The organism is Micromonospora cathayae, from assembly GCF_028993575.1.
Lineage (GTDB): Bacteria > Actinomycetota > Actinomycetes > Mycobacteriales > Micromonosporaceae > Micromonospora > Micromonospora cathayae.
Map to the genome: position 1 here is coordinate 6,695,035 of NZ_CP118615.1, position 16,301 is coordinate 6,711,335.

Annotated in this window: 19 protein-coding genes and 1 pseudogene; 12 read left to right on the plus strand and 8 right to left on the minus strand. The window is 71.4% G+C overall.

Annotation, left to right across the window (positions count from 1 at the left end):
• Genes PVK37_RS29390 through PVK37_RS29400 form a run of 3 tightly spaced genes read left to right on the plus strand, consistent with a single transcriptional unit; the run spans position 1 to position 3,165 of the window.
• Positions 1 to 966, plus strand: coding sequence for a sugar phosphate isomerase/epimerase family protein (locus PVK37_RS29390; protein ID WP_275031063.1), 966 nt, complete (start codon positions 1 to 3; stop codon positions 964 to 966).
• On the plus strand, positions 963 to 2,024 hold the full coding sequence (locus PVK37_RS29395; protein WP_275031064.1) for a Gfo/Idh/MocA family protein: 1,062 nt from the start codon (positions 963 to 965) through the stop codon (positions 2,022 to 2,024). Before PVK37_RS29390 ends, PVK37_RS29395 begins: the two co-directional genes overlap by 4 nt.
• 1 nt (position 2,025) lies before the next feature.
• Complete coding sequence (locus PVK37_RS29400) at positions 2,026 to 3,165, plus strand: Gfo/Idh/MocA family protein (protein ID WP_275031065.1); 1,140 nt, start codon at positions 2,026 to 2,028, stop codon at positions 3,163 to 3,165.
• 50 nt (positions 3,166 to 3,215) lie between these two features.
• On the opposite strand, the gene PVK37_RS29405 is transcribed toward PVK37_RS29400, so the two are convergent.
• The 3 genes from PVK37_RS29405 to PVK37_RS29415 form a co-directional block, all read right to left on the minus strand.
• A complete protein-coding gene (locus tag PVK37_RS29405; protein ID WP_275031066.1) occupies positions 3,216 to 4,487 on the minus strand; it encodes an MFS transporter in 1,272 nt (423 codons plus the stop codon).
• A 217-nt stretch (positions 4,488 to 4,704) separates the two neighbouring features.
• Positions 4,705 to 5,331 (minus strand): class I SAM-dependent methyltransferase, encoded by a 627-nt coding sequence (locus PVK37_RS29410; protein ID WP_275031067.1) that lies wholly within the window; start codon positions 5,329 to 5,331, stop codon positions 4,705 to 4,707.
• 52 nt (positions 5,332 to 5,383) lie between these two features.
• The gene (locus PVK37_RS29415; RefSeq protein WP_275031068.1) at positions 5,384 to 5,932 is read right to left on the minus strand and encodes a TetR/AcrR family transcriptional regulator; all 549 of its coding nucleotides are present in this window, start codon (positions 5,930 to 5,932) and stop codon (positions 5,384 to 5,386) included.
• A gap of 108 nt (positions 5,933 to 6,040) precedes the next feature.
• Here PVK37_RS29415 and PVK37_RS29420 point away from each other — a divergent pair, with 108 nt between their 5' ends.
• Entirely contained in the window at positions 6,041 to 6,457 is a 417-nt protein-coding gene (locus PVK37_RS29420; protein WP_275031069.1) for a nuclear transport factor 2 family protein, read from the plus strand.
• 620 nt (positions 6,458 to 7,077) lie between these two features.
• Positions 7,078 to 7,188, plus strand: a pseudogene (locus PVK37_RS31945) (ergot alkaloid biosynthesis protein); the annotation flags it as partial.
• 216 nt (positions 7,189 to 7,404) lie between these two features.
• Here PVK37_RS31945 and PVK37_RS29430 read toward each other — a convergent pair.
• Positions 7,405 to 8,697, minus strand: coding sequence for a serpin family protein (locus PVK37_RS29430; RefSeq protein ID WP_275031071.1), 1,293 nt, complete (start codon positions 8,695 to 8,697; stop codon positions 7,405 to 7,407).
• A gap of 161 nt (positions 8,698 to 8,858) precedes the next feature.
• Here PVK37_RS29430 and PVK37_RS29435 point away from each other — a divergent pair, with 161 nt between their 5' ends.
• The 5 genes from PVK37_RS29435 to PVK37_RS29455 all read left to right on the plus strand — a co-directional run bounded on the left by PVK37_RS29435 (position 8,859) and on the right by PVK37_RS29455 (position 13,354).
• A complete protein-coding gene (locus tag PVK37_RS29435; protein WP_275031073.1) occupies positions 8,859 to 9,602 on the plus strand; it encodes an SHOCT domain-containing protein in 744 nt (247 codons plus the stop codon).
• Between the two features lie 64 nt (positions 9,603 to 9,666).
• Positions 9,667 to 10,164, plus strand: a complete 498-nt coding sequence (locus PVK37_RS29440) for a YcxB family protein (RefSeq protein ID WP_275031074.1) — start codon at positions 9,667 to 9,669, stop codon at positions 10,162 to 10,164.
• A gap of 160 nt (positions 10,165 to 10,324) precedes the next feature.
• Positions 10,325 to 10,864, plus strand: coding sequence for a PadR family transcriptional regulator (locus tag PVK37_RS29445; RefSeq protein ID WP_275031076.1), 540 nt, complete (start codon positions 10,325 to 10,327; stop codon positions 10,862 to 10,864).
• The gene (locus PVK37_RS29450) at positions 10,861 to 11,589 is read left to right on the plus strand and encodes an ABC transporter ATP-binding protein (protein WP_275031077.1); all 729 of its coding nucleotides are present in this window, start codon (positions 10,861 to 10,863) and stop codon (positions 11,587 to 11,589) included. Before PVK37_RS29445 ends, PVK37_RS29450 begins: the two co-directional genes overlap by 4 nt.
• 1 nt (position 11,590) lies before the next feature.
• Entirely contained in the window at positions 11,591 to 13,354 is a 1,764-nt protein-coding gene (locus tag PVK37_RS29455) for an ABC transporter permease (protein WP_275031078.1), read from the plus strand.
• Between the two features lie 74 nt (positions 13,355 to 13,428).
• Here PVK37_RS29455 and PVK37_RS29460 read toward each other — a convergent pair whose 3' ends face one another.
• Positions 13,429 to 13,800, minus strand: a complete 372-nt coding sequence (locus tag PVK37_RS29460; RefSeq protein WP_275031079.1) for a hypothetical protein — start codon at positions 13,798 to 13,800, stop codon at positions 13,429 to 13,431.
• 90 nt (positions 13,801 to 13,890) lie between these two features.
• On the opposite strand from PVK37_RS29460, the gene PVK37_RS29465 reads away from it, so the two are divergent.
• A complete protein-coding gene (locus tag PVK37_RS29465; protein ID WP_275031080.1) occupies positions 13,891 to 14,235 on the plus strand; it encodes a hypothetical protein in 345 nt (114 codons plus the stop codon).
• A gap of 173 nt (positions 14,236 to 14,408) precedes the next feature.
• Here PVK37_RS29465 and PVK37_RS29470 read toward each other — a convergent pair whose 3' ends face one another.
• From PVK37_RS29470 to PVK37_RS29480, 3 genes are all read right to left on the minus strand, one after another.
• On the minus strand, positions 14,409 to 14,816 hold the full coding sequence (locus tag PVK37_RS29470; RefSeq protein WP_275031081.1) for a PIN domain-containing protein: 408 nt from the start codon (positions 14,814 to 14,816) through the stop codon (positions 14,409 to 14,411).
• Complete coding sequence (locus tag PVK37_RS29475) at positions 14,813 to 15,103, minus strand: hypothetical protein (RefSeq protein WP_275031082.1); 291 nt, start codon at positions 15,101 to 15,103, stop codon at positions 14,813 to 14,815. Before PVK37_RS29475 ends, PVK37_RS29470 begins: the two co-directional genes overlap by 4 nt.
• Positions 15,104 to 15,186: 83 nt before the next feature.
• A complete protein-coding gene (locus PVK37_RS29480; RefSeq protein ID WP_275031083.1) occupies positions 15,187 to 15,573 on the minus strand; it encodes a type II toxin-antitoxin system Phd/YefM family antitoxin in 387 nt (128 codons plus the stop codon).
• A gap of 370 nt (positions 15,574 to 15,943) precedes the next feature.
• Here PVK37_RS29480 and PVK37_RS29485 point away from each other — a divergent pair, with 370 nt between their 5' ends.
• Positions 15,944 to 16,297, plus strand: coding sequence for a hypothetical protein (locus PVK37_RS29485; protein ID WP_275031084.1), 354 nt, complete (start codon positions 15,944 to 15,946; stop codon positions 16,295 to 16,297).
• Positions 16,298 to 16,301 lie beyond the last annotated feature (4 nt).

Below are 16,301 nucleotides of genomic sequence, written 5' to 3' on the forward strand. Positions count from 1 at the left end.
GTGCAGTTTGGCTTCAGCTCCTACTCCTTCTACCAGCACCTGCGTACCGGCAGGATGAGCCTGTTCGACGTGATCGACTGGATCGGCGCCAGCGACGCCACGCACATGGAGATCGCGACGGTGTCGCTGTCCCCGGAGATCTCCAACGACACCTCCACGCTCGACCAGGACCCGGCGTTCGTGCAGCAGGTGAAGACCCGCGCCGCCGACCAGGGGGTCACCCTGTCCAACCTGGTCGTCCCGGCCGATCTGCTCGGCGAGGACGCGCCGCGGCACCTGGCCCGGGTCAAGCGGCACCTCGACGTGGCCGCCGAACTGGGCATCACCCTGTTCCGGCACGACGTCACCCGGTGGGCGCACCGGGCGAAGGACATCGCCGAGTTCGAGGCGCTGATGCCCCGCATGGTGGAGGTCTGCCGGGACATCGCCCGGTACGCGGCCCAGTACGGCATCACCACCAGCGTGGAGAACCACGGGCTGCTGATGAACGGCGGTGAGCGGGTACGCCGGCTCATCCACCTGGTCGACGAACCGAACTTCAGGACGACCCTGGACGTCGGCAACTTCATGTCGGTCGACGACAACCCGGTGGTGGCCGTCGCCGAGAACGCCCCGTACGCGAGCATCGTGCACCTGAAGGACTTCTACGTCCGTCGGCAGTACCCGGGTGAGGGCTGGCACCACACGCCCGGCGGGGTGTACCTGCTCGGTTCCATCGTCGGCTACGGCGACCTGGACATGCGGCGGATCGTGCAGGGCATCGTCGCGGCGGATTACGACGGTTTCATCTCCATCGAGTTCGAGGGCATCGAGGAGTGCCTGATGGCGAACCCGATCGGCCTGGCCAACGCCAAGCGCCTGTTCGCCGAGGCCCAGGCCGAAGCCGCCGCCACCGCCGGAGCCGCTGCCGGGACCGGAGTCGCTGCCAGCGCCGGGGCTGTTGCCGGAGCCGGGGCCGCCAAGTGAGCCGGCTCGGCGTCGGCGTGATCGGGGTCGGCAGCATCGCCGACATGCACCTCGGCGCGTACGCCGCGAACCCCCGGGTCCAGCTCGTCGGGGTGTACGACCTCAACCAGGAGCGCAGCGCGCAGAAGGCGGAGACCTTCGGGGTGGAGCGCGTCCACCCGACCCTGGACGGTCTGCTCGCCGATCCCCAGATCGACGCGGTGAGCATCTGCACCTGGAACGACAGCCACGCCGAGATCGCCACGGCGGCCCTGGACGCGGGCAAGCACGTGCTGGTGGAGAAGCCGCTGAGCCGTACCGTCGACGAGGCCGAGGCGCTGGAGGCGGCGGTCGCCCGCAACGACCGGTACCTCCAGGTCGGCTTCGTCCGGCGGTTCGGCGCGAACGCCCGGGTGCTGAAGTCCTTCGTGGACGACGGCATGCTGGGCCACGTCTACCACGCGCGGGCCACGAACATCCGACGCCTCGGCAACCCGGGCGGCTGGTTCGCCGACAGCCGGCGCTCCGGCGGCGGGCCGCTCATCGACATCGGCGTGCACGTGCTCGACCTGTGCTGGTACTTCATGGGCACCCCGAAGGCGGTCACGGTCAGCGCGGTCACCCACTCGCCGCTGGGCAACCGGGCGAACGTGACGTCGCTGTCCCGGTACAAGGTCGCCGACTACGACCCGTCCCGCAGCGACGTCGAGGACTTCGCCGCCGCACTGATCCGGTTCGACAACGGGGCCTCGCTGTCCCTGGAGACCAGCTACTCCCTGCACGCCCTCCAGGACCGGCTCGAGGTGGCGGTGTTCGGGGAGCGGGGCGGGGCGGAACTCGAACCGGAGCTGCGGATCGCCACCGAACTGGCCGACACCGTCCTGAACCTGGCCCCGCAGATCGACCACCTGTCGTTCGACTTCGCCGAGGGGTTCGCCGCCGAGGTCGCCCACTTCGTCGCGCTCTGCCTGGGTGAGGCCGAGGAGGTGGCCCCGGTCTCGCACGGTGCGGAGGTCATGCGGATGCTCGGCGGCGTCTACGAGTCGGCCCGTACCGGCCGAGAGATCAGGCTCGGCTGACATGGGTGACGGCAGTGCCGGGTCCCGGGGTGGGTACGCCGGCCGGGGACCGGTCCGGGTAGGAGTGTTGGGCTGCGGGAACGTGAGTTCCCGGTACGTGGCGAACCTGGCCGGCCAGCCGGAGGTCGACGTCGTCGCGTGCGCCGACGCCGACCCGGTACGGGCGCGGGCGTTGGCCGCCGCCCACGCGCTGCCGGAGATACCGTCGGTGGACGACCTGCTGGCGCATCCGGGGCTCGACCTGGTGCTCAACCTGACCCCGCCGAGGGTGCACGCCGAGCTGACCCTGCGGGCGTTGGCGTACGACAAGCACGTCTACACGGAGAAGCCGCTCGCCACCTCGCTGGCCGACGCCCGGCGCATCCTCGACACCGCGCGGGCCCGGAAGCTGCGGGTGGGCACCGCGCCGGACACGTTCCTGGGGACCGGGCCGCGCACCTGCGCGGACCTGGTCACCCGGGGCGCGATCGGCACCCCGGTCTCGGTGAACGCGGCCATGATGAACGCCGGCCCGGAACGCTTCCACCCCGAACCGGAGTTCCTGTACCAGGAGGGCGCCGGCCCGCTGTTCGACATCGGGCCGTACTACCTGACGGTGCTGACCGCGCTGATGGGGTCGGTCGTCCGGGTGGGTGCCCTCGGGGCGACGGCCCGGCCGGAACGGGTGGTGCTGACCGGCCCCCGCGCCGGCTCGACCTTCCCGGTCCAGACCCCGACGCACGTCAACACCGTGCTGGAGTTCGCCACCGGCGCGCTGGGCATGCTGGTGACCAGCTTCGACGTCACCGCCACCCGCACCCCGCACCTGGAGATCCACGGCACCGGGGGCACGATCGTCGCCGCGCAGGCCAACTCGTGGGGCGGGCCGGTGCTGCTGCGGGGGGCCGGGGACACCGACTTCACCGAGGTGGTGTCCGGTCCGCAGGCGTCCGACGGTTTCATGGGGATGGGCCTGGTCGACCTGGCGCGGGCCATCCTGGCCGACCGGCCCGCGCTGGCCACGGCGGAACGCGGCTTCCACGTGCTGGAGGTGCTCACCGCGATCGCCGACTCGGCCCGGGACGGTGGCCGGTTCGTACCGATGACCTCGACGCTGGAGGATCCCGGCGGTCGACAGCCGGCGGCCCCGGCCGGCCGGTGACGACAGGGGCAGGTCACCGCGCCGGCCCGCCCCTTTTCCCGTCGAGGGGCTCAGTCGCGGCTGTCCGGGACCTCGGCCAGGGCGGCGGGCGTGACCGTACGCAGGAACGGCACGACCAGGGCCAGGGTCGCCACCGCGAACACGGCGAACGCGGCCCGGACACCGAACCACTCGGCGAGCAGGCCCATCAGGCCGGCGCCCACCGGCAGCGCACCCCAGCTGAACAGCCGGGCGGCGGCGTTGTAGCGACCCAGCATGTCCCCGGAGACCAGCCGTTGGCTGATGGTCCGCGAGTTCACCGTCCACAGGGTGCCGCCCATGCCGCCGAGGAACGCGGCCACGGCGACCACCCACATGCTGGTGCTGACCGCCGGTGCCGCCACCATCGCGGCCGTACCGAGGATGTCGGCGAACATGGCCCAGCGGCGGCCGAGCCACCGGTTGATCGGCCCGACGGTCAGCGCGCCGACCAGGCCGCCGACCCCGAGCGCGCTGAGCAGGATCCCGTAGCCCCGCGCGTCCAGATTCATGACCTTGGTCGCGACCAGCGGGATCAGCGCCAGCCAGGCACCCCAGCAGGCGGCCAGCACCGACACCACCATGGTCATCACCCGGAGCAGGCGGTGCCGCCAGAGGGTGCGCAGCCCGGCGGCGATCTGCTGGTTGACGCTGCCGGTCGGACGCTGGTCCTCGGACCGGGGCCGGAACCGGCCGACCAGCAACGCGAGAACCAGCATCGAGATGACGAACGTGACGCCGGTGGCACCGAGCGCCACGCTGACGCCGGCCGCCACCAGCAGACCGCCGACGAACGGGCCGCAGAACTCGTTGCAGACGGTTTCGGCACCGGCCACCCAGGAGTTCGTCCGTTCCCGGTCCCGGGCCGGTACCACCGCCGGCACGATCGCCGCCCCGGCGGTGAGCGCCACCACCGAGGCCACGCCCAGGGTCAGCCCGGACGCGTACAGCAGCGGCAGGCTGACCGCGTCCAGCGCGACGACGACGAACAGCCCGGCGATGGTGGCCAGCCGGACCAGTTCCGCCGCCCACAGCAGTCGACGGCGATCGAACCGGTCGACCAGCACACCGACGTGCAACGCCACCAGCAGCCAGGGCAGGGTGAGCGTGAGCGCCACGCCGGAGATCTGCGCCGGTGATTCGGTGAGCCGGGTGGCCAGCAACGGCAGGATCACCTTGGTGACACCGTCGGCCAGGTTCGTCATCGCGGTGAAGAGCACCAGCACCACCGTGTTCCGGCTGCCGGCGACGGCCGTGCCGGTGACCGGTGGGGACGCCGTCACGCTGGTGCCCCGATCGGTCACCACGCACTCCAAGTCCTCGGCCCCGGGCGGTGTGTCCACATCGTACGGCAGCGTGCGGCTCACCCCGCCCCGCTTATCCGGCGCACTGTGCGGCATGTTGGCCTTTCCGAACAGGAGGAAGCCCCGAGATGCCGCATCTTGTGTTGATCACTCCGCCGGGGCGGGTGCAGCGGCGGGCGGGTGCGGCGGCGGGCGGGTGCGACGGCGGAGGAAGCCGTCAGCGCTCCGGGCGGCGCGCCCAGAAGAGGGTGTGTCCGCTGGTGCCTTCCGGGACGAAGTCCTCGACGGTGACGGTCAGTCCCGCCCGGTGGAGCCACGACCGGTAGGTGGCGGCGTCGGCGTGGCTCCACCACATGGTGGCGGGGCCGCCGAGCCAGTTGTCGTCGGTGCCGGTCCAGGCGTCCCTGCCGACGGTGGTCAGCAGCCAGCCGCCGGGGCGCAGCCAGGTGGCGATGCGCTCGATGAGCTTCGGCTGGTCGGCCAGCGGCATGTGGATCAGGGCGTACAGGCAGACCACCGCGTCGAACGAGGCCGGCGGCAGGTCGAGCCGGGTGGCGTCGGCGCGGAGGAAGGTCGCGGTGGGCACCAGGCGGCGGGCCCGTGCGACCTGTACGTCGCTGATGTCCACGCCGGTGACCTGGTGCCCCGCGTCGGCGAGGAAACGGGCGGCCGGTACGCCACAGCCGCAGCCGAGGTCGAGGACCGCCGCCGGGGCGGGCAGGCGCTGGTGGAGGTCGGCGAGCCAGGGGGCGTACCCGCCGTCGTCGGCGTCGTCGGCCCGGTAGTGGTACGAGAGTGCGTCGTACCCGCGTCGGACCAGGTCCCGCTCGTCGTAGCCGCCCATCCGGGAGACGCTACAAGCGTCGGCGTCCGCTGCCGATCCGTTTACGACCCGGTCACGTCGCATCGCCCAGCACCGACCGGGTCAACGCGGTCAGTCCGGCGTCCCAGCGCTCATCGGACCAGTCGGCCAGATGCTCCACGAGGTCGCTACGGACGGCCGCCAGCAGGACGTGGGCGAGGTAGTCCGCCGACTCCGGGCCCCGCGCCTCGGCGACCAGACCGGCCAACAGGCTGTGCCACTGCCCGTACGACCCGGCGCGGTAGGGGCTGCCGTTGCCCGCGTTCTCCAGGGCCAGCGTCAGCACCCGGTTGTCCCGCTTGAACCGGACCAGTTCGCGGAGCAGGTGCCGGGCACGTTCCGCCGGCGGACCGGCCGGCTGGTCCGCCGCGAGTGCCGCCCGGAGGCGGTCGCCGCGTTCGGCGTGCAGGGCACGGACGAGTCCCAGCCGATCGCCGAAGTGCCGGAACAGGGTGCCCTTGCCCACTCCGGCGGCGACCGCGACGTCGTCCATCGAGACCTGGTCAGGGTCGGTCGCGGCCGCGAACAGCCGGTCCGCCGCGGCCAGCACCGCCCCCCGATTGCGTACCGCGTCGGCGCGCACATCACCCTCCCCTCGCAAACGGACCGACAGTCCGTTAAGCTCTAACCGGACCGACCGTCCGCTTATCGTAGTCCGTGGCGGACGGCCACCGACCAAGAGGGGACGCCTGTGCCGAAGACCACCGTCGACCTGTTCCACCAGGCCATCGACCTGCTGCTCGCCAAGGACATGGCGGGCTTCGTCGCGCTGTTCGCCGACGACGGCGTGCTGGAGTTCCCGTTCGCGCCACCCGGTCAGCCGAGCCGGGTGGCCGGCCGGGCCGCGTTGCACGACTACCTGATCGGCTACCCGGAGATGCTCGACGTCCGTGAGATCACCGAGGTCACCGTGCACCAGACCGTCGACCCGGCGGTGGTCGTCACCGAGTTCACCGCCGGGGGCGTCGTCGTCGCCACCGGGAAGCCGTACCAGATGCGGTACATCGCCGTCCTGACCGCCCGCGACGGGCACCTCGTGCACTACCGCGACTACTGGAATCCGCAGGCCGCGCAGGAACTGCTCGGCGGAGGGCTGGTCCGTTCATGATCCTCGTCATCGGGGGCACCGGCACGACCGGCCGCCTCGTCACCGCGAAACTCGCCGCCACCGCCCACCCGGTCCGCGTCACCAGCCGCCGGGCATCCGCCGGAGACGTCCGTTTCGACTGGTACGACCCCGGCACCCACACCGCCGCACTGGACGGCGTGACCGGCCTGTACCTGATCCCGCCCGTCGGCGACGTCGACCCGGCACCCGTCATGCTGCCCTTCCTGGACCTGGCCCGACGGGCCGGCGTACGGCGGGCCGTCCTGCTCAGCTCCTCGGCGATCGGGGCCGGCGATCCCGGGCTGGGCGAGGTGCAGGCCCGGCTCGGCGGGCTGCTCCCCGAATGGGCGGTGCTGCGACCGTCCTGGTTCATGGAGAACTTCGTGGGCGACCATCCGCACGCGGCGAGCGTCCGGGAGCGCGGCGAGATCGTCAGCGCCACCGGCGACGCAAGGGTGGCGTTCGTCGATCCGGCCGACATCGCCGAGGTGGCCGTCCGCGCCCTCACCGACCCGACGCCACACGACACCGAGCACATCGTCACCGGGCCGGAACGGTTGACTTACGCCGACGTCGCCGCGATCCTCACCGACCTCGGCGGACGCCCGGTCCGGCACCGTGCCGTCGACGAGGACGCGCTCGCGGCGTACCACGAACGGCACGGCCTTCCGCCCGACTTCGCCCGCCTCCTCGCGGGCCTGGACACGGCGGTCGCGGCCGGCGCGGAGGACCGGACCACCAGCACCGTCGCGGACGTGACCGGCCGACCGCCCCGGTCCTTCCGGGACTTCTGCCGCGACCGGCTGCCCGACGGGCTCCCGACCGGGGCCGGACAACCTGCCGCCCCGGACCGGGACCGGGCCTGACCAGCCGGTTCACCCTCCTGCCGGGATGCGTCGCGGCACGTCCGGTGATGCGGATCGACCGACGGTGTCGACCGGTTCCGGTCAGGCCGGGCCGGTGACCAACGGGTCGTGGACCCGGCCGAGGAAGAGGGGCACACCGGTGGACCGGTCGTGGATGACGTACAGGAACGGCCGGTTGACGAAGAACTGCGGCCCCTGCGGGATCGTCGGCGGCCGGACGATGACGGCCGACGCGGCGGCGGCCTCGGTACCCTTCTCGTCCACCGCGATGAACGTCTCGTGCGCCACGTTGTCGATACGCAGGGCCGGTTCGGTGCTCATCGCGGCGAAGTCGGCCCGGGTGGAGAACGCGGTGGGCATGCCGAGGCCGCTCAGCACCGCGCCCAGCTCGGCCGGCAGGCGGAACGTCCAGCGGGGCAGACGTAGCTGGACGTCGGTGGTCCGGAACCCGGTGAGCAGCTCCCCCAGCCACGTCGCGTCGACGCTCGCCTCGACCGTGGCGAGGTCGCCCCGGGTCGGCATGACGATGGCCATGGCGAGTCCGTCGCCCGCGTACGGCACGTCGACCGCACGCCACCCGTCCCCCTCCAGGTAGCCCATCCGGTCGAACGGCCCGCGCATGACCGGGACGCCGACGACGGTACCGTCGTCCCGGGTGAACGGCTCCACCGCCGTGGCCGTCGGGGTGAACGGGTACTTCCAGGCGGCCTTGAGGTAGACCGTGTTGGTCAGCACCAGGCTGGTGTCGGCACCCACCGCGTCGGACGGCAACAACTCCGGGATCTTCGCGTTGGTCCGGTCGGACACCCAGGTGTTGATCTCCTGGCGGGCCGCCTCCGGCGCGCCGCGGAAGTCGACCGGGTGCGGCACGGCACCGTAGTAGCCGGCCAGGGTGTCCCGGAATCCGGGTCGCAGGCCCAGGTCGAGGCGGCTCCACAGGGCGTTGGCCGTGGTCAGGCGGGGCAGCCTGACTCCGTCGCCGTCCTGGTACCGGCCGGCGAGCAGCTGGTCGACGGCGTTGAGCCCACTGTCGAGCGCGCCGGGGCGCGGATACGGCGCGTGGAGCACCGCGTCCATCTCGTCCGCCGAGGTCGAGCCGGCGCCCGCCCTGGTCATCGCGAGCGCGAGCCCGACCGAGTACGGCGCGCACACCACGTTGCCGCCCGCGCGGGTCGACGCCAACGCGCGGTAGAGGTCGGCGGTGAAGCCGCGTACGGCGGTCGCGGCGGGCGGCACGGTGGCCGGGTCGGCGGGTACCCGGTCCGGGTCCGTCGACGTGGACGGCGTGCCCAGCCAACGGGGACGAGCCGGGGCGGCGGTGAGGGCAGCGGCAGCAAGGGGTACCGCCCGCAGGACCGATCGACGCGAGACCATGTGGCGACGGTAGGCCGGTCCGTTGTGGACGCGCCAGGCACCGGCCGCATTTTATCGAAGTCTGACGATGTTTGCCCAGATGACCGGCACCCGCTGCGGTCGTGACGCCCCCTGGTCGACGCTTGCGATCATCAGGGCCTCGACCACTTACAGGAGCGTGGATGAAGACCGTCACACGTGAGATCGCAGGCCTCGTGATCGGCCTGATCGGCATCGTGCTGTTGGGCATCGGGCTGAACGGCGTACTCGACATCGGCAGTTGCGCCTCCGGTGGCCCGTATGCGATCACCCGGCCCTGCCCGGAGGGCTCGGATGCCCTGTTCTGGCTGTCGATGAGCGGTGCGCTCATGTGGGTACTGGGCTTCATCGTCAGCGGGCGGGGCTTCTCCGAACCGGGCACCGGGCAGGTCCTGTGGACGGCCGGCTTCGCCGGAGGCGGCACCGCCCTGCTGGTGAAGGTGCTCACCCAACCGTCGATGCCGCCGGACGCACGGCTCGGCGCGTCCATCGTGGCCGCCGTGTGCATCCCGATGGGCCTGGCCGTCGGGATCGTCGGGATCGTGCAACTCGTCCGCCGACGGGGTCGACGCGGCAGCGGACCGGGACGGACGAAGGACGGTGCCCGGACCGCTGCCGCGCCACGCCGGAGCACCCCGTGGACGCGGCTGAAGGCCCTGCACGATCTGCGGAGTACCGGAGCGCTCACCCGCGAGGAGTTCGACGTCCTCAAGGCCGGTCTGGCCGACCCCGAGCCGGCCGACCGACGGAAGCCGGCGGTCGACCGTGTCGCCCTGATCCGGCAACTGGCCGACCAGCGGGCCTCGGGAGCGTTGAGCACGGAGCAGTTCGAGGCCAGGAAGCGCAAGGTCATGCGCGGCGAGCGGGTCGACCCGGCCGGGCGGTGACGTCGCCGCCGGCCCTCCGACGGTGCCCGCTGCCCGGGGCGGCGGTGGGCACTATCGTGCTGACGTGCACATCCGTTTCGACGTCCCCGCCGATCCCGACTACCCGGGCCGGGTGGCCGCCGCGCTCAGCAGGGTCCGGCTGCGCAGGTACGGCCAGGTCGGCGCGGTGCTGGCGGCCCTCGGGGCGGTCGGGCTCGCCGCCGCGCGCGGACCCGGGTGGGGTGAACAGCTCACACCGCTGTGGATACCCATGCTCGTGGGTGGTCTGCTGGCGATGCTGTACGCGCCATGGGCGCGGTGGCGGGCCCGGCGGCGCTCCGGCCGCTACGCGGTCGAGGGCTCCTACGACATCACCGACGAGAACATCATGATGCGCAGCGGCTCGGAGTCCGGCGGGATCGCCTGGGAGGGCGTCGACCAGGTGCGGGACACCACCGAGTTCTGGATCGTGTACGTCCGCGGGAACCCGGCGACCGTGATCCCCCGCGACCTGATGTCCGCCCAGGACGCCGAGACGTTGCGTGCCTTCCTGGCCGAACGGGGACTGCTCCAGGCTCGGTGAACGCGGCTGCCGCCGAGCGGACGGCGGGGCCATCGAAGCACTGCGCGCAGAACCCTCACTCGGACCGGCAGGGACCACCTCCGTACACCTGCCGCCGGATTTGACAGCCCTATAGCTACCGGCTATCTATTAACGATCCGGAGCGAGGGAGTGTGCCGGGGTGCAGGACGTGGTTCTGGCCATGCTGGCGAAGGAGCCGGCGCACGGGTACGAGTTGCGCGGACGGATGCGGGCCGCGCTCGGTCCGCTGGGCGAGTCGATGAACGCCGGGCAGATCTACGTGGCGCTGGCCCGGCTGGGCAAGGCCGGACTGGTGACGTCGGAGCGGGCCGAGGGTCTGCCGGACCGGCCCGATCGCCGGGTCTACGCGCTGACGCCGGCCGGACAGCAGCGGGTCGCGGGGTGGTTGGCCGAGGTGAACTGGCCGAAGCCGGACCTTACGGAGTTCCACCTGAAGTTGGTGGCCGCCGCGGCCGGACGGCTGGCTGATCCGGTGGAACTGGTCGACGCGCAGCGGCGCGAGGTGCTGCGTCGACTGCGCGACACCCAGCGCGCGGCGCTGGACCGGTCGGTGGATCCGGTCGCCGGGCTGCTGCTGGAGGGCGTCGTGCTGCGGCTGCGGGCCGACCTGGAATGGCTGGAGGCATGCGAACGCATGTGGACCGGACGGGATCGGGCAGGGCGGAGGGCAAAGGCATGACCGGTTCGGTGGCGCTGCGGGCACGTGGGCTCACCAAGTGGTACGGCTCGCACAACGCGCTGGTACGCGCGGTCGACGAGGTCGACCTGGACGTGCCCGTCGGACAGACCTTGGCGATCATGGGCCCGAGCGGCTGCGGCAAGTCCACCCTGCTGCACATGCTCGGCGGGCTGCAACGCCCGACCGACGGGCAGGTGTGGCTGGCCGAGCACCGGATCGACACGATGAGCGAACGGGCCCTGGCCCGGCTGCGGCGCGACGGCGTCGGGTTCGTCTTCCAGTCGTTCCACCTCATGGAGGAACTCACCGCCGTGGAGAACGTGGAACTGGCCGCGCTGCTGGCCGGCCGGCCTCCGGGGCGGGCACGCAAGCGGGCGATGTACCTGCTGGACCGGGTCGGGCTCGCCGACCGCGCCGCACACCTGCCCTCGGCGTTGTCCGGTGGGCAGCGCCAGCGGGTCGCCATCGCCCGCGCGTTGAGCAACGAGCCGCTGGTCGTACTGGCCGACGAACCCACCGGCAACCTGGACAGCGCCGCCACCCTGGAGGTGCTGCGGCTGTTCGAGGAGTTGCACGCCACAGGACAGACCCTCGTGGTGGTCACCCATGACGCCCGCATCGCCGCGGTCGCCGACCGGGTGATCTCCATGCGCGACGGGGCGTTCGCCGACGACAGCCGGTTCGCCACCACCGCAACCGGCACCGGCCTCGGCGGGTGGCGCTGACATGTCCGGCCGTCTCCTGCTGGTCTGCCGGTTGCTGGTGCGCGACCTGCGCCGCCGCCGGACCGAGACCGTCCTGCTTCTGGTCGCCATCACCGCCGCCACCGCCACGCTGACCCTCGGCCTCACCCTCAACGAGGTCGCCGACCGGCCGTACCAGCAGACCCGGACCGCCACCGCCGGCCCGGACGTGATCGTGACACCCCGGGCCACCGGCCAGGCCGCGTTGGACGAGCTCGCATCGTTGGCCACCGCGGCCGGCGTCACCGATCACAGTGGCCCCTTCCCGATCGCCTACCTGACCATGACGACCGGCGGCGTATCCGCGCACGCCGTCGTCGAGGGCAGGGAGACCACACCGGTATCGGTCGACCGGCCCGCCGTGACCGACGGCACCTGGGTACGTCCCGGCGGCGTGGTCGTCGAGCGGGCCTTCGCCGACGCCCTCGGCATCCGCGTGAACGACACGGTCGACCTCGACGGTCATCCGTTACGCGTGGTCGGGACCGCGGTCACCGCCGCGAGAACCACATATCCGTACGCCGGGTGGCACTACCCGGGCAGCATCCTGGTCGAGCGCGGCGGCCTGGTCTGGGTCGACCGCAGCGACATCGCCACGCTGGCGGGCGGCCAGCCGCTGTCCTACACGCTGAACCTCAAGCTCGCCGACCCGGCGGCGAGCACCGCGTACCCGGTCAGCGACCAACTCACCACCTGGCAGGCCATCGACGACCTCAACGGTCGGCTGTACAGCGACGCGCAGATGACGCTGCTCGTCGGCAGCTGGCTGCTCAGCGGCCTCGCGCTGGCCGGCGTCGCCGGCATCGTCGCGGGCCGGATCATCGGCCACCGCCGCCGGGTCGGTCTCCTCAAGGCCGTCGGTGCCGGACCAGCCATGATCGCCGTCGTCCACTTCGCCGAGTACCTCGTGATCGGGCTCACCGCCGCCGCCACCGGCCTGGCCGGGGGCTGGTTCGCCGCCCCCGTACTGATCCGCCCCAGCGCCGGACTCATCGGCTCCGTCAACGCCCAGCCACCCGCGCTCCGCACGGTGGTCGCCGTCACGGTCCTCGCCCTCACGATCGCCGTGGTGGCGACGCTGGTACCCGTGGTACGCGTCGCCACCACCAGCACCGTCCACGCGCTCGCCGACGCCGCGACGCCACCGCAGCGCCGGCGGTGGCGTATCCGGCTGTCACGGCGGCTGCCCACCGCCCTGCTGATCGGGGTACGCATCAACGCCCGCCGGCAGCGCCGCGCCCGGCTGGTCACCATGAACACCCTGATCACCACGACCGCACTCGTTGCCGTACTCATGGTCAACACTCAGGTGGAGCACTTCGACCTCGGCTACACGGAACTCGCCAACCCCCGCCGGGAGCGAATGGAGCAGGCCCTGCTCGTGGTCGTCCTCGTGGTGTGCGTCCTCGCGCTCGTCAACGCCGTCGTGAGCACCTGGACCACAGTCCTCGACGCCCGCCAGCCACTGGCCGTCGCGCGGACACTCGGTGCCACCCCCGCGCAGGCTGCCGTGGGCCTGGCGGTAGCGCAACTGCTCCCCGCCGTTCCCGGCGTCGTGGCGGGGATCCCGGCCGGCATCGGGCTCCTCGCGTTCGTCAGCCGTGCCGAGGTCGAGTACCCACCCGTTCCCTGGCTGCTGGCCACCGCATTCGGAGTCCTGCTCGCCATCGCCGCGTTCACCGCCATCCCCGCCATGGTCGCCACGCGACGCCCGGTGGTGGACGCCCTCCGGTCCGCACCGGCCTGACCGGAGGGCATCCAGCAGCACACCGACAGCCGCCGGGACGCGTACGCCGGGCTGCTGGGGAACGGTCCCCACCCCTAATCCTCGTCGAGGAGACCCAAGCTCTCCGGCAACTCGTTTAGCCACTCGCGCACGACACCCGTCTCGCGAGCCGCCCGAGCCTTGACAAGTCCGATGAGCATCTCGCGCTCACCCGGCCCCAACGTGCCGAAGAGGCCGGCGACCCGGTCTTGGACGGATGCAGCTTCATTCGGATCAACGACGTCGTCATCGCTCAGCTCAAGGAACGTCAGACACTCAAGCAGGGCATCCAGAAGCACGCCGGTCAACATCTGACGATCGTAGGTGTCCGCTGCGGTACGGAAGCCCGGCGTGGCCGGCCGCCGGGCGAGGTAGGGGCTTCCGACGGGCGCGGCAGTCGGGTCGCCGGGTCGCTGCAGCAGGTCCACCGCCTGGACGTGCCCGGTTCTCTCCCCCACGTCGCCCAACACGGAGGAGGACCGGCGCGGCCCCATTGTCTCCCGCCTACCCTGACGCGCATGAGCGACAGCGTCGAGACGAGTTCGCCTGGAAGCACCGGCAGGTGGATCCTCACCGCCAACGTCCGCGCATTGATCGAGTCACTGGCAGCCCTGGTCGACTACGAGGCCGACGACTGGGACTGGGACGCCATCGAGGCAGGGCTCAGCGGTACCGACGCCGAAGACCCGCAAGGGTGGTACAGCTACCCACTCGTCGGAACCATGGCGCTCCGTCTGGAACTGGCGAACGATCCCGGCTCCATCGTCACGACGGTCCGAGTACATCATCCGCCCGACCGACTACTGGCGGCCCGCATCGAGACCGTCATGTCGATGCTCGCCCGCTACCAGGTCGTCGCTTAGCGATCCGGACACCACAAGATCAAAGCGTCAAACGCCGGCCAATGTGGACCATGAACGACCATCGACGTGATGCGCTGTATGACTGGGGCGAGCATCAGGTTTGCCGGCAGAGCGATCCCCACATGGATACAGACATGAGCAGGCGGCTCGGCGCCCAGCACACTATCGGCGCCTCAGCGCAGGTCAGGAGGAATCTGGATCGTGACCACTCCCAGCCCGGCGTAGGCCTTGGGTGACTCGGTCACCACCGGCCGCCCGGCGGGCCACTCCGGGTCGGGACGGGCAACGGTCACCGCGTGGGCAAGTTGCCAGTCCACGCCCTGCTCGACCAGGCGTCCAACCGACAGGGCACCCGCGTAGTCCAGTTCCACGGCCTCAAGGGCAGGCAACCTGCCGACATGTTCCCCGAGCGCGGGGCGGATCGAGGAGGCCGCCGCCAGGCAGACAGCGGGCACGAAGACGTGCCGGCCGGCCTCCCGGTGCGCCTGCACCACCAGGGCGGAGAGCACCGGATGCCCGACGCCGAGGGTCAGCAGGGCGCTGTGGTCGAACACGACACCGGCGGGCAGACCAGGGTTCATGCCGCTCTCGGACGCCGGTCGGGATGCGGCAGGCCCTCGAGGGCCTCCCCTGTCTCGACGGCCCGCCAGACACTTTCCGCGTCGGCGAGATCCTGGTAACTGAGGTCCGGGGCGATCCTGGTTCGCACGTACTCTTCGGCCTGGTCGCCACGGCGTTGCAGCTCGTCACGGGTCAACGTCTCCCAGGCGAGCCGGGTCACCAGCTCGCGCATGGTGATCCCCCGTTCCCGGGCCACCAGGCTGAGCCGGTCCCGGGTCGCGGCGTCCACCTTGATCGTCGTATCCACGCGACGCAGTATACCGTCGGTATACCTTAGCGCTGCGTGACGTGCCTGCGACAAGCCGCCGGATCGACGCATTGCAGAGACAGTCAGCAGCGCTCCTCGTCCCGCATGTCGGCGAGCGTGGCAACCACCTCTACCGTCTCGTCGCCGAGCTTCGGCGGAAGCGGTACGGGACCGCTGCCCGTCGGGGCGGCGGCCCGCCCTGCGACCACCAGCCTGGTCAGCGTCGACCTGTCGTCACCCGCCGGGACGAGCCTGGCGATCGGGTACCCGTGATCGGTGATCTCGACGGTCTCACCGCCGCTGACCGCGCCAGCGTCGACGTCGGCCTTCTCCGGCGCAGCCACGTGAACAACGTCATCGGGTGCATCCTGAAATCCTTCGCGATCTGCTCGACCGGTCACGCCCGCCTCACGGTCACGGGCCACCCGCATGACGTCATCGCGGAACTCTCGGGGGTAAGGCTTGGGCACAACGACATCCTTCCAGCCCATTACAAGCGCAAGCCATCTCAGATGTCACCTACACTTGCAGCAGACCCAGTCGAGGTGCCCGACCGTCGCTAGAACCAGGACACCGGACGGGGCAGCGACGACACCCAACTCGACGATTTCCACCCGAACGAGTCTGGCCTTCAGGTACAGCGCTGTCACGGGCGCGATTCCGGAACCTCAGTGGCAGGCCCAAACAGGCTATCGATGGCGTTGCGGGGCCACCGGTTCAAGACCGGGCAGCGTCGGAGCCGTCATCGGCCCGCCCCCGCACAGCGCCGAATTCAGTGGTGCCGCTGGTCAGCCCATCGGTAGCCTTCGGCCCCACCAGGATTCGGGGGGCGAGGTCGACATGAGCAGCGGTGACGGCACGACGGTGTTGTGGCGTCCCACCGGGCCGGAAGAGTTGGCCCTCGTCCGGGATTCGGGGTGGCGTCGCTGGCCCCCACGCCTGCCGGACCAGCCGATCTTCTACCCGGTCCTCAACGAGGACTACGCGGTCATGATCGCCCGGGACTGGAACGTACCGGCGTCCGGCGTTGGCTACGTCACCCGCTTCCGCGTGGCCTCGGAGTTCGTGAGCCGCTACCCGGTCCAACAGGTCGGCGGCAAGACGATCCTCGAGCTGTGGGTCCCGGCCGAGGAGCTGGACGAGTTCAACGAGCACATTGTGGGACTGATCGAGGTCGTCCACGAGTTCCACTAGCTAG

What these genes read in the sequence shown, in the direction of transcription:
- PVK37_RS29470 (WP_275031081.1), bottom strand. Translation starts at nt 14,816, where the DNA reads ATGAACCCTGGTCTGCCCGCCGGTGTCGTGTTCGACCACAGCGCCCTG.
- PVK37_RS29465 (WP_275031080.1), top strand. Translation starts at nt 13,891, where the DNA reads ATGAGCGACAGCGTCGAGACGAGTTCGCCTGGAAGCACCGGCAGGTGG.
- PVK37_RS29400 (WP_275031065.1), top strand. Translation starts at nt 2,026, where the DNA reads ATGGGTGACGGCAGTGCCGGGTCCCGGGGTGGGTACGCCGGCCGGGGA.
- PVK37_RS29410 (WP_275031067.1), bottom strand. Translation starts at nt 5,331, where the DNA reads ATGGGCGGCTACGACGAGCGGGACCTGGTCCGACGCGGGTACGACGCA.
- PVK37_RS29450 (WP_275031077.1), top strand. Translation starts at nt 10,861, where the DNA reads ATGACCGGTTCGGTGGCGCTGCGGGCACGTGGGCTCACCAAGTGGTAC.
- PVK37_RS29485 (WP_275031084.1), top strand. Translation starts at nt 15,944, where the DNA reads ATGAGCAGCGGTGACGGCACGACGGTGTTGTGGCGTCCCACCGGGCCG.
- PVK37_RS29435 (WP_275031073.1), top strand. Translation starts at nt 8,859, where the DNA reads ATGAAGACCGTCACACGTGAGATCGCAGGCCTCGTGATCGGCCTGATC.
- PVK37_RS29430 (WP_275031071.1), bottom strand. Translation starts at nt 8,697, where the DNA reads ATGGTCTCGCGTCGATCGGTCCTGCGGGCGGTACCCCTTGCTGCCGCT.
- PVK37_RS29455 (WP_275031078.1), top strand. Translation starts at nt 11,591, where the DNA reads ATGTCCGGCCGTCTCCTGCTGGTCTGCCGGTTGCTGGTGCGCGACCTG.